At 42.0% G+C, this 11,145-nt stretch carries 13 protein-coding genes; 2 read left to right on the plus strand and 11 right to left on the minus strand.

What is annotated here, in order from left to right; all coding sequences use genetic code 11:
- The first annotated feature begins 48 nt into the window (after positions 1–48).
- Both pyk and LPTSP_RS06010 read left to right on the plus strand, forming a co-directional pair.
- Positions 49–1,473 carry a pyruvate kinase gene (gene pyk, locus LPTSP_RS06005; protein WP_108927917.1) on the plus strand — a complete coding sequence of 475 codons (1,425 nt, stop codon included), beginning with the start codon at positions 49–51 and terminating at the stop codon, positions 1,471–1,473.
- 96 nt (positions 1,474–1,569) lie between these two features.
- Positions 1,570–1,971 carry a hypothetical protein gene (locus LPTSP_RS06010; RefSeq protein ID WP_108927918.1) on the plus strand — a complete coding sequence of 134 codons (402 nt, stop codon included), beginning with the start codon at positions 1,570–1,572 and terminating at the stop codon, positions 1,969–1,971.
- Here the strand turns inward: LPTSP_RS06010 and LPTSP_RS06015 are convergent.
- From LPTSP_RS06015 to LPTSP_RS06065, 11 genes are all read right to left on the minus strand, one after another.
- Entirely contained in the window at positions 1,968–2,837 is an 870-nt protein-coding gene (locus LPTSP_RS06015) for a mechanosensitive ion channel family protein (protein ID WP_108927919.1), read from the minus strand. The two genes, LPTSP_RS06010 and LPTSP_RS06015, sit on opposite strands and share 4 nt — an antisense overlap.
- A 49-nt stretch (positions 2,838–2,886) precedes the next feature.
- A complete protein-coding gene (aroB, locus tag LPTSP_RS06020) occupies positions 2,887–3,981 on the minus strand; it encodes a 3-dehydroquinate synthase (protein ID WP_108927920.1) in 1,095 nt (364 codons plus the stop codon).
- Entirely contained in the window at positions 3,978–4,439 is a 462-nt protein-coding gene (locus LPTSP_RS06025; RefSeq protein ID WP_108927921.1) for an NUDIX domain-containing protein, read from the minus strand. Before LPTSP_RS06025 ends, aroB begins: the two co-directional genes overlap by 4 nt.
- 11 nt (positions 4,440–4,450) lie before the next feature.
- Positions 4,451–5,188, minus strand: a complete 738-nt coding sequence (gene rnc / locus LPTSP_RS06030; RefSeq protein WP_439956996.1) for a ribonuclease III — start codon at positions 5,186–5,188, stop codon at positions 4,451–4,453.
- 63 nt (positions 5,189–5,251) lie between these two features.
- Positions 5,252–5,485 (minus strand): acyl carrier protein, encoded by a 234-nt coding sequence (acpP, locus tag LPTSP_RS06035; RefSeq protein ID WP_008594933.1) that lies wholly within the window; start codon positions 5,483–5,485, stop codon positions 5,252–5,254.
- A gap of 446 nt (positions 5,486–5,931) precedes the next feature.
- Entirely contained in the window at positions 5,932–6,696 is a 765-nt protein-coding gene (gene fabG / locus LPTSP_RS06040) for a 3-oxoacyl-ACP reductase FabG (RefSeq protein WP_108927923.1), read from the minus strand.
- Positions 6,697–6,805: 109 nt separating this feature from the next.
- The gene (gene plsX, locus LPTSP_RS06045) at positions 6,806–7,810 is read right to left on the minus strand and encodes a phosphate acyltransferase PlsX (RefSeq protein ID WP_108927924.1); all 1,005 of its coding nucleotides are present in this window, start codon (positions 7,808–7,810) and stop codon (positions 6,806–6,808) included.
- A gap of 5 nt (positions 7,811–7,815) precedes the next feature.
- Positions 7,816–8,016 (minus strand): 50S ribosomal protein L32, encoded by a 201-nt coding sequence (gene rpmF, locus LPTSP_RS06050; RefSeq protein WP_008593555.1) that lies wholly within the window; start codon positions 8,014–8,016, stop codon positions 7,816–7,818.
- Positions 8,017–8,085: 69 nt separating this feature from the next.
- Positions 8,086–8,703, minus strand: coding sequence for an ATP phosphoribosyltransferase (gene hisG, locus LPTSP_RS06055; protein WP_108927925.1), 618 nt, complete (start codon positions 8,701–8,703; stop codon positions 8,086–8,088).
- Positions 8,703–9,440 (minus strand): tetratricopeptide repeat protein, encoded by a 738-nt coding sequence (locus LPTSP_RS06060; RefSeq protein WP_108927926.1) that lies wholly within the window; start codon positions 9,438–9,440, stop codon positions 8,703–8,705. Before LPTSP_RS06060 ends, hisG begins: the two co-directional genes overlap by 1 nt.
- A gap of 21 nt (positions 9,441–9,461) precedes the next feature.
- Complete coding sequence (locus LPTSP_RS06065) at positions 9,462–11,144, minus strand: 30S ribosomal protein S1 (protein ID WP_108927927.1); 1,683 nt, start codon at positions 11,142–11,144, stop codon at positions 9,462–9,464.
- Position 11,145 lies beyond the last annotated feature (1 nt).

Consider the following 11,145-nt stretch of genomic DNA (forward strand, 5'->3'; position numbering starts at 1 on the left):
ACGAAATAGCATTCTTAAATACGTCCAAATTTTCGGAGGTTCCCATTCATGTTTAGCCCGGAAAAAAAAACCAAAATGGTCTGTACCATAGGTCCTTCTTCCTCAGATGAAAATATTATCACCGCACTTCTCCGAGCCGGAATGGACATCGCGAGAATGAATTTCTCTCACGGCACTCACGAAGTTCACAAAAAAGTTTTTGAAACTTTGCGAAAATGCGAATCCGAGTCCGGCGTTCCCCTCGGCATCATGGCGGATCTGCAAGGCCCTAAAATCAGAACCGGAAAACTCCGGGTTCCCCAAATCGAATTAGAAAAGGGAAACAAAATCAGACTTTTACCCGACGCGGAATATCTAGGAGATTCCGAGGCGATTGGCACTACCTATCCTGCCATGATAGAAGATCTTCGTTCGGGAGACAAACTATTAGTAGATGACGGTAAACTCGTACTAGAGGTCGAATCCAAATCAAGCAAAGAAGCCGTTTTAAAAGTTATAATAGGAGGAATTCTAAAAAGCAACAAAGGAATTAATTTGCCGGGAACTCCTATCTCAGCTCCTGCACTTTCCGAAAAGGATCTATTGGATCTAAAGTTTGCCCTAAGTTTAGGAGTGGATTACGTCGCATTAAGTTTTGTAAGACGAGCCTCCGATCTAGAACTCGCCCGAGAAATTATGAGAGGAACCCAAATCGGACTCATTGCCAAAATTGAAAGACCGGAAGCGATCCGTAATATAGATGAAATTTTAGAAGCAGCAGACGGGATCATGATCGCAAGGGGAGACCTAGGAGTAGAAGTGGAAACAGAAAGAGTTCCTGTCCTCCAAAAAGAACTTATCTATAAAGCAAACCGTGCAGGAAAACCTGTGATTACAGCTACTCAAATGTTGGAATCTATGGTGGAAAATCCTAGACCTACAAGAGCGGAAGCAAGCGATGTCGCAAATGCAGTCATGGATGGAACGGATGCAGTCATGTTATCTGGAGAATCTGCAAGCGGAAAATATCCGGTAGAATCCGCAGAGATGATGGTAAAAATCCTGAGAGAAGCGGAAAATCTAGATCATATCTATGAGATCCATTGGAATTTAAAAAAATCCGATCTAGAAGTTGAAAGAGCCGCTCTTGGCTCCGCGGCGAGAGAGATCGCAAATAGTATCAATGCAAAGGCGATCGTGAATTTTACAAGAAGCGGATATTCTGCACTCATCACTTCAGAGATGAGACCTAAGGTCCCAATCCTTTCTTTTACTCCTTATTTAGCTACAGCAAGAAAGATGAAATTGTATCGAGGAGTTCAGCCTTACGTTATGCCGTTCATGGAAACTTTTTTCGATATGATCCGTTATATGGAAACAAAACTTCCGGAAGATGGAATGCTAACCAAAGGTGATATCGTGGTAATTCTTTCCGGAGCACCGGGAGGAGAGGCCAAGTCCGTAGACTTTTTACAAATTTATAAAATACGATAAGTCGGGTCGTCCTTAAGATCCGAAAACCAACATATATCAACTCCGTAAGATCGTTTTTTCCTTTTTTATTCCTATAGAAGAGGATAAAAACTGATCATGATCAAGTATATTCTGAGTTGGTTCCTTCTTCTTTTAGCTGCGTTATTGAACGCTGCCATCCGAGAATTGGCTTATAAGGATTTTTTCGAAGAACATCTCTCTCACCAGATTTCCGTTTTTACCGGGCTCATACTTATTTCCATACCGATATTATACATTTCCAAAAAATGGCCTTTTAAAGACCGGATGCAATCCTTTGTAATAGGTCTTATCTGGTTTTTTATGACGGATCTTTTCGAATTCTTAATGTTCTTTCGGGTTTCAGAAAATCCATATAAGGATTTCCTAAAGGTCCATAATATTTTTGCGGGTGAATTTTGGATCTTGATCCTAATCTGGCTAGTAATTTCTCCCGTCTTGTTTTACCAATCCAGTCGCAGATCGATCAAGATAGATTAGAGGATATGTATTCCGGCTTCTGCAAATTCCTTCAGGACTTCTCTGGAAATACTTGCCTTCTGATTTCTTTTTTCTTTGATATGGGTGAGATAACGAAGAGAGAATAACACTCCGCCTTCTTCTACACCTATGTAAACTATAGGTGTAGTCTTGCCTAAACGAACTAAATAGTTTTTAGAAAGTTCTCTTACTGAATAATCTATTTTATGTTGGTCTATCACAGAACCGTTCTTTAGGATCCCGTTCAGGATCTTCTCCGCGGCTTCCCAATCGGAACCGTAAGGGATCTTGATCCGAAACTCATCCCAAACAAATCCTAATTTTTCCTTCACCACATAAACTTTATGAAGAATGATCGTGTGATTCGGAAGATGCACCAAACGATTGGTGGATTGTTCCGATTTAGGATCCTGGCTTAACTCCATCAAAGTAAATCGATTGATCCCAATATTGACTACGTCCCCCTTTACACCTTCGATCTCGATGCGGTCCCCTACTTCGAAACCGTTGCTACCATGGATCAAAAGCCAACCTACATAATTCAAAGTGATATCTTTTAAGGAGATTACGATACCTGCTCCCGCAAGACCCATCACAGTAGGAAGATAAGAAAGTCCGGAAAAAATTACGGGCAGAAGGGACACTGCTCCCACGACCACAAATAAGATCCGAGTGACTCTTCTGCGATTATATCGTACTGCATTATCAGCAGGAGGACTGATCCTATCGAAACTCAAAACGAAAGTTTTATAAACGATCACCAAGGTCAGGATAAAGTACACAACCAGAATGAACTCCTCCGTAATGGATCTTTCCTTGGAGTTCAAGAGGGAAATCGGATTTATAAGTCGAAGTATCTCTTCCATGATAAGAGAACCCAGGCTAAAGAAACTCTAAGCCAAGGCAAGGCGAATTCTAATCCATTTTTTTCTGCTTTCTGAAAGCAGAAGCAATCTCTTCCAGTTCGACCGGAATGTCCCAGATCGGATTTCCGGGAGATTGAAGAAGAACAAAACGAACAGAATTGCCCACATTCTTCTTATCGTGAAGAGTATGTTTTGCTACCTGAGTGGATTTACTCTTATCGTGATACGGAAGATCATATGCCTTCAGTATCTTCTTTAAACCTTCTATCCAAGATGGATCCAATCCTTGCTTTTCGGCGGAAAGAATGATCGCAGTCAATAGTCCGATTGAAACCGCTTCTCCATGAGAATATCTTCTGTAATTCGTGAGAGATTCAATCGCGTGTGCGGTAGTATGCCCCAAGTTTAAAACTTTTCTCAAACCGGTTTCTCTTTCGTCCTGGGAAACTATATTAGCCTTATATAAAATAGAACCTACAATCAGTTCCAGAAGTTCATTAGAAGTATGATCGTAGACATATTTATCGCTCGAGCGGACCTTCTCCAGATATTCTCCTCCTGACAAAAGACCGTGTTTTACGATCTCAGCCATCCCACATCTCCATTCTCTTTTAGGCAAAGTGGATAATGCGATCAGAGGCAAATATACAAACTCAGGTTGGTAGAAGGAGCCAATCATGTTTTTCCCGAGGTCGGCATTTACTGCGACCTTTCCACCCACGGAAGAATCTACGGAGGCGAGCAAGGTAGTGGGAATTTGAGCAAAACGGATCCCTCTTTGGAATGTGGAAGCGATAAATCCCGCAAAATCGCCTACGACTCCGCCGCCCAAGGCAAGGATCAAACTTTTACGATCCGCTCCTAATTCTATTAGTTTGTTATAAACTTCTGCGGTGCGAAGAATATGTTTATTCTTCTCCCCGCCCTTTATATAAATTTCGTGATATGGAATTCCGAGAAGGGATAGTTCCGATTCGTAAAACTTGGAAAACAATCCCGAAAGTTTTCTTTCCGTAAGTATAAATATGGAAGAGATCGGATAAAACCTTTTGATCGTTTCTCCCAAACCTCTGAAGTCTGAATGGATCTGGACCTTGTATTCTTTTGAAAATGCTCTGATCTGTACTTCCCGGATAGGATTCATTTATCATATACCCATTGGCTTCGTATAAAGGGAGCCGGCTTGTATTTTCCGGAAGAAAGAAATTCCTTAATATCCGGCCTTATATCCATTTCTAAAACCGCTCCCAAAGGAAAATAGCCGAATCCTGTGATCGCCTTTTCTTTCAGGTTCACTTCCGGATCCTGTTTTTTGACGGTTGCTAAGAATACTAATTGGAGAAGGTGACGATTCCCCTTAGGATCTATGGACTCATTCAAAAATAAAAAATTAGAACTCGTAATATCGAGAGAAAGTTCTTCTTTTAATTCTCTCTTTAATGCGTCTTCGGCGCTTTCTCCGAATTCTATTCCGCCCCCGGGCAATAACCAATAATAAGCGTTCTTCTTTTTTTGCTGCAGAAGAAGGATCTCCCCCTTACGATTTCGGATCAAAGCGGCCACCCTGACCCTCAAACCTTTCTTTTTAAAAAAGAATTCCATATTAGATTTCGTTAAACCTTGATCTTCAGGGCCTTCAATAATTGTTTCGCAGCGTCTTGTTCTGCGAACTTCTTGTTCTTTCCCTTACCTTCCGCAGAATGTTTGTCCCGGATGGATACGCTAACGTAAAATGTTTTCTCGTGATCCGGTCCGATCTCTTTTAGTAATCTGTAAGAAGGTAGAAGTTTGAATTTTTTTTGGCAAATTTCCTGGAGGATGGATTTATAATCCGTAGCCTCTCTTACCTTATCGGAATTTTTGACGTAATCTATAAGATGTTCGAGTATAAACTTCTCCGCAGCTTCCATTCCTTGGTCTAAATAAACTGCGCCTACCAAGGACTCGAATAGATTGGCTCCCAGTTTTTTTTGGGCGCTCCCCTGGCCTTCTCCTTTTCCCAATAGGACGTAAGAAGTTAGTTCCAACTTTTCGCTGAGACCGTTTAGCATTGCGGTAGAAACTAAAGTGGCCTTTTTTCTGGAAAGTTCCCCTTCACTTGCAGAAGGATTTGTTCTATATAAATATTTTGCGACTACAAGTCCGAGAACTGAGTCTCCTAAGAACTCTAATCTTTCGTTATCTTCTTTATATTCAGGATTTTCGTTTCTGTAAGAACTATGTACGAATGCAATCTCTAAGTAAGAAGGTTTATTAAATCTTAAACCAAGCTCGGACGCAAGTAGGGAAGGATCCTTTCTGATCTTAGGATCTGATTTATTTTGATTTTTAATGTAATTTTTTTTTATCAAAGGATTTTGATAAAAGGAAGGAAAGACTTCCGAGTTCCCGTAAGAACCCGGAGGTCCAGTCAATTAGGACTTTAGAGTGTCGATGAACTTAATTACGTCTCCGACGGTTTGGATCTTTTCAGCATCCTCATCGGAAATTTCAACGCCAAACTCTTCTTCAAGAGCCATAACGAGTTCAACTGTGTCAAGAGAGTCTGCACCGAGGTCATCAATGAAGTGTGCTTCAGGAGTCACTTCGGACTCATCCACTCCAAGTTGCTCAACGATAATAGACTTAATCTTTTCGAAATCTGCCATTTGTTTCCTCCGTACCACTGGAGTGGTATGTAAGTTTTAGTTAGGTTTAGAATCGGGGATGAATTCATCCACCGATTTTTAAACATTTTTTTCTCAAATGTTTTGGCAAGCGTTAACGGATTGGAAACGGGAAAAAAACAGAATATTATCCAAGTTTCTTTTTCATATTTTTTCAAAGAAGATGTTCTATAACTTACAAATTCGATCGACTCAAAGGATCTGAAATTCCGGCTCAGTCCTCATATTCAAATAATCAAAAAGTCACATTTCTAATATTAGATCTTGAGAGACTGTTCTCGATCTTTCGTTCGAACGCCGTTCGGATTTATGTTGATGGAATTGATGAGAACCTTTCTAAGAAAAAGGCATTGTTGGTTCTGCAAAAAAACAAAAGCCCGGAAAATTCCGGGCTTTCTGCCTGATTGATTCAGATTGAGATCCGAATTTTAGGCTTGGACTCCTGGAAGGAATCCCCCACCGTTCACTTCGATTACTTGTCCTGTAATAAAAGAGGATATATCGGAAGCTAGGAAAGCGATGGTGTTCGCGATATCGTCCGGCTGCCCTGCTCTTTTTAATGGAATAGCAGCTACCATTGCAGTACGGATCTTTTCTGGGATCGCATCTGTCATTTCAGTTGCAATAAATCCCGGAGCGATCGCGTTACAACGGATCTTACGACCTGCCATTTCCAGAGCGACTGCCTTGGTCAGACCGATCACACCAGCTTTAGAAGCGGAGTAATTGGTTTGTCCGATATTTCCATTTACTCCAGCGATAGAAGAAAGGTTAATAATGGATCCGCCGTTCGGATTTTTTGCCATAAATTTTATAGCGGACTGGATGCAATTGAATGTACCAGTTAGGTTTACTGCAATTACAGCATCCCATTGTTCCTGTTTCATTCTAAGCATAAGAGTATCTTTAGTGATACCAGCATTATTCACTAGAATGTCTATTGAACCGAAATTATCCACTACAGCTTGGATACCTGCTTGAGCGGATTCCGCATTTGCTACGTTTACGGAAACTCCGATTGCTTTTACACCTGTTGCTTTTGCGATTTCATCCGCAGTAGCTTTACTTGCCTCTTCGTTTAAGTCGGCTATGACAACGTTTGCGCCTGCTTGCGCTAGTTTAAGAGCGGTTGCTTTACCGATTCCGCGGGCAGCCCCGGTTATAATGGCGTTTTTGCCTTTCAAATCGATCATTGGTTTTTTCCTTACCAGATTCTGCGGTTAGCGTATTTTTCAGGCCTGGGGGGTCAAGTGATTCTGGGTGTAGCGTTCACCCTGGGCTTGGCAAAGAAAGCGAGCTAAGTTAAAACTTCGCTTTCTCTATATCTTCTTTGATGCGCTGGTTCACGTCCCTTTCGGCACATTCCACTACCACTCGGATCGCGTTTCGGACTGCATGTGCGTTAGAAGAACCATGGCCAATCAAACAAGTTCCATCTACACCAAGGAGAAGTGCCCCGCCGTATTCCGCGTAATCCAATCTTTTCTTGATCGCAGTAAATGTAGGTTTGAGAAGAAGTGCGCCTGTTTGGGCAAGGCTAGACTGAGCGATACTTTCTCTTAAGACGCTGAATATGGATTTGGAAAGACCTTCGGTTGCTTTCAGTACAATATTCCCCACGAAGCCGTCGCAGACCACAACGTCCACATCCCTTCCACCACCGTAGAGATCTCTACCTTCTACATTTCCAACAAAATCGATCGGTAGTTTTTTAATATATTCAAAAGCCTTTAATGTGACCGAGTTTCCTTTCTTGTCCTCTTCTCCATTAGATAAGATCCCGACTTTTGGTTTGTGAATACTGAAGATGAGTCTGGAATAGATCTCTCCCATGATGGCGAATTGAGCCAAATATTCCGGCTTACAATCCACGTTTGCGCCTGCATCCAGAAGCAGTGTAGGAGCTCCTTTTTCTCTCGGAATAGGAGCGGCAATTGGAGGTCTAAGAACTCCAGGAATTCTACCCAGATATAATAATGCTGCCGCCATTGTAGCTCCAGTGTTTCCTGGAGAGAACATACCAACGCATGTTTTATCTGCGACTAATTGAGCTGCTTGTACAACGGAAGAATCTTCCATCGCACGCACAGCAATAGAAGGAGAATCGTTCATGCCTATGATTTCACTAGCGTGAACGATCCGGATCTTGTTTGTATCGTATTCGTATTTGAGGAGAGTCTCGCTGATATCTTCTTCTTTACCAACGAGTATGACGTTTCTGCCGTCTTGATTTACCGCGTTAACGGCACCTTCTACGATCCGGTCAGGACCGTAGTCGCCGCTCATTGCATCGACGGCGACCCACATATTGCTTAGTTCTCTTCGCTAGTCTTCCTGACTTTCGGTTCTACCACTACACGGTCTTTGTAAAAACCGCAAACAGGGCAGATTCTATGAGGAGGTCTGAAGGAATTACAGTTCGGGCAAGGAACTAGATTCGGTTTGCCGATCGCATGATGGGCCCGTTTCATCCTCACTTTTGATTTAGATTTTCGTCTCTTAGGAACTGCCATTGTTTTTCTCTATAGATAAGGTCGATTTACGACTATGTTTTTTTTATGAGCCGATTTCACAACTGTTTTTCAAACAGAAGTAAAAGAATCCAAGAATTCACCAGTTTCGGCCCGTTTGGTGTATAAGGCGGAACGATTGAACACCAATCTCGCCGTAGATTCCATAATAACTTCAATCTCTTCCAGATTATTGGCTCTGAGAGTCCCGCCTGTGGATACTAAATCCACGATACAATCCGATAAACCCACCAAAGGAGCGAGCTCAATACTTCCGTAAAGTTTAATGACCTCGCAATTGATCCCCTTTTTCAGGAAGAAGTCCTTAGCGATATTAGGATATTTTGTCGCCACACGGACTTTTCTTTCTCCAGAGCTGAGACTCCAACCTTTCGGTCCTGCCACAGAAAGTCTGCACTTTCCGATCCCGAGGTCCAATGGAAGAAGAAGGTCGTAACCTCCTTCCAATAATACGTCCCATCCGACAATACCGGCATCCGCGGAATTCTGCTCCACGTAAGTCGCCACATCCTGGGAACGGACGAGTAAGATCCGGACCTTTCCTTTTTGGTCTTTATAGATAAGTTCTTTGGAATCAGGGTCAGGACGACCGGAAAGCCATCCCCTTTGGAGCATGAGTTCTATGCTCTCTTCGGCAAGCCGTCCTTTCGGAAGGGCCAAAGTGAGCATTAGTTCCCCTGGCTGCTTTTTAATAGAAGATAAGTAGCGAGTTCTCTAACCGATTTAAATTCTTCTGAAGGAGAAGCGATATCTTGGTCTAAGACTTTTTTAAGCAGATCTACTGCTTCTTCTTTTTTGCCGTTTTGCAATTTCAAACGACCTGCTTGGTATAGGCTCCAAGCGTAAAATCCCGCTACATTCTTACGACTGCTTAAGAGAGAAACGGAAACTCCGTAATCGGATTCAGCTTCTGCAAGTTGGTTCGCGCTTTCTCTGTAGTTTCCTGCGATATAAAAATAGTAAGCCTTCACTTCCGGAAGTTCGTCTATTTTTTTACCCGCAAATTCTAACTTCTCTGCCGCTTTTTGGTATTCTCCGTTTTTAGCATATAGATCCCCCAAAGTTTTGGAAAGTCTGATATCTAAAGAAGGGGAACTATAGGAAGAAGCGATACTTTCGTATTTTTTGATCTTATCGGTGATCTCGGTCATCGGAGAAAGAGCAAGCTCCTTCTCCACTTTTTCGATGGCAAGAGTTCCTTTACGGAATTGTTCCGCTCTGTATTCGTTCCAACTAACAACAGTTAGTACGGTAACGAATAACACACCGATCCCAAATAAAACCTGCTTCTTATTCTCTCCAATCTTGGAGAATAAAATCGCAAAAAATCTTTCTGCTCCGGTTAGACCTGGATAAGGATCTATATCCTGAATAGAAGCACCTGTTTTAGGTTCGAATCGTTTCATCCAAAACTCCGAGAGTCGTCCTTATTTTAAGGAAGAATTGATAAAGCTGCCTAAACTTTCTCTGGAAGGAGTGTCGGAAGTTTTTAGATACTTCGCCATCTCTTCTCTTTCTAAAGCCTTGTCGAAATCTTTGATAGACAGAGAGATCTTTTTGTTTTTGGAATCGATCTTAACGACTGCACATTTTACGATATCGCCAGGCTTGTAAGACTCAGCCAAATTGGTGTCTTTTCCGCCAGGGATCTCGGAGATGTGAACCAGTCCTTCGAAACCAGGTTCGATTTCTACGAACATACCGAAGTCCACGATACTTTTGATCTTTCCTTGGACTACGGAACCGATAGGATAACGATTTCTTAATGCTTCGTAAGGATGTTCTTGCAGTTGTTTTAATCCGCAAGAGATCCTTTGTGCATCGAAGTTGATGTCTAGGATGATGTATTTAACCTCTTCTCCTTTTTTCAGTAGAGAAGTTGGGTTCTTTTGTTTTTCATCCCAAGTGATATCGCTGATGTGGATCAGACCTTCGATCCCGTTTTCCACTTCTACGAATGCGCCGTATTTAGTGATGCCGGTTACTTTTCCTGTAAGAACATTACCAACTCTAACTTCAGGACCTAATGCGTCCCAAGGGTTTGGCTGGAGTTGTTTTAAGCCTAAGGAAAGTCTTCTGGTTTCGAAATCGATATCTAAGATAAGTGCTTCTACTTCTTGGCCTTTTTTCAGAAGTTCTTTTGGATGAGGAGGTTTTTTAGCCCAGGTCAATTCGGAAGTATGGATCAAGCCTTCGAGGCCTTCTTTCAATTCAACGAATGCTCCGAAATTAGTGAGAGAAGTTACAGTTCCTCTGATCACCATTTCTTTTTCTAAGGAACGTTTCGCCCAAACCCAAGGATCTTCATACAATTGTTTAAGTCCGAGAGCGAGTTTGTTGTTTTCCTTCTCCATTTCCAGAACTTGAAGTTCAATCTCTTGGCCGATGGTGAAGTATTGTTTGAATGGTGCGAATTTTTTATAAGAGATATCTCTTTGTCTGAGAAGTCCTACAACTCCTTCCAGATCACAGAAAACTCCGAAGCTTGCAATTTTGGAAACGGTTGCTTTAACCTTGTCTCCTACTTTAACTTTTTCAGCGAGTGCGTCCCATTTCTCGTTATTCACTTCGTCTAGAAGTTTTTTTCTGGAAACGACTCCAGAGCGGGTGCGTTCGTTGATCTCAATCACTTTGAAATCGAGTTCCACACCTTTGTAATTTTCTCCATCGGAGAATTTATAACTAAGTTGAGATGCAGGAAGGAAAAGTTCTGAACCTTCTACGTTAACGATGTAACCTTTTCCTTTGATCTCGTTTACCAGACGTCCGCTGACTTGGTAATTATTTTTGAATGCGTCTTTAACAACTTCCCAACCTTTTCTTTGGTCGGCTTCTTTTTTGGAAAGGATACATCCTGAGTCTGTGGACTCTTTTCTTTTTACAAGTGCAGTAACTAAAGATCCGATTTCCGGCTTTTCATCGAACTCGGAGCGAGGAATTCTTCCCTCTTGTTTCAATCCCTCGATTGCCACATAGACGTTATCGTTGTCTACGGATACGACTTTACCTTCGACCACTTGGTCTTTGCGGATCTCAGCTTCGTCGTTTTTCTTTTCTTCCCACTGTTTGAAAACTTCAGCAAAAGTGGATTTGTCTTGTTGGCTACTCATA

This window comes from Leptospira johnsonii, assembly GCF_003112675.1.
Lineage (GTDB): Bacteria > Spirochaetota > Leptospiria > Leptospirales > Leptospiraceae > Leptospira_B > Leptospira_B johnsonii.

Coding starts and splice junctions, on each gene's coding strand:
- LPTSP_RS06065 (WP_108927927.1), bottom strand. CDS start 11,144: ATGAGTAGCCAACAAGACAAATCCACTTTTGCTGAAGTTTTCAAACAG.
- LPTSP_RS06015 (WP_108927919.1), bottom strand. CDS start 2,837: ATGGAAGAGATACTTCGACTTATAAATCCGATTTCCCTCTTGAACTCC.
- hisG (WP_108927925.1), bottom strand. CDS start 8,703: ATGCTCACTTTGGCCCTTCCGAAAGGACGGCTTGCCGAAGAGAGCATA.
- acpP (WP_008594933.1), bottom strand. CDS start 5,485: ATGGCAGATTTCGAAAAGATTAAGTCTATTATCGTTGAGCAACTTGGA.
- LPTSP_RS06025 (WP_108927921.1), bottom strand. CDS start 4,439: ATGGAATTCTTTTTTAAAAAGAAAGGTTTGAGGGTCAGGGTGGCCGCT.
- fabG (WP_108927923.1), bottom strand. CDS start 6,696: ATGATCGATTTGAAAGGCAAAAACGCCATTATAACCGGGGCTGCCCGC.
- LPTSP_RS06010 (WP_108927918.1), top strand. CDS start 1,570: ATGATCAAGTATATTCTGAGTTGGTTCCTTCTTCTTTTAGCTGCGTTA.
- rpmF (WP_008593555.1), bottom strand. CDS start 8,016: ATGGCAGTTCCTAAGAGACGAAAATCTAAATCAAAAGTGAGGATGAAA.
- aroB (WP_108927920.1), bottom strand. CDS start 3,981: ATGAATCCTATCCGGGAAGTACAGATCAGAGCATTTTCAAAAGAATAC.
- plsX (WP_108927924.1), bottom strand. CDS start 7,810: ATGTGGGTCGCCGTCGATGCAATGAGCGGCGACTACGGTCCTGACCGG.
- LPTSP_RS06060 (WP_108927926.1), bottom strand. CDS start 9,440: ATGAAACGATTCGAACCTAAAACAGGTGCTTCTATTCAGGATATAGAT.
- pyk (WP_108927917.1), top strand. CDS start 49: ATGTTTAGCCCGGAAAAAAAAACCAAAATGGTCTGTACCATAGGTCCT.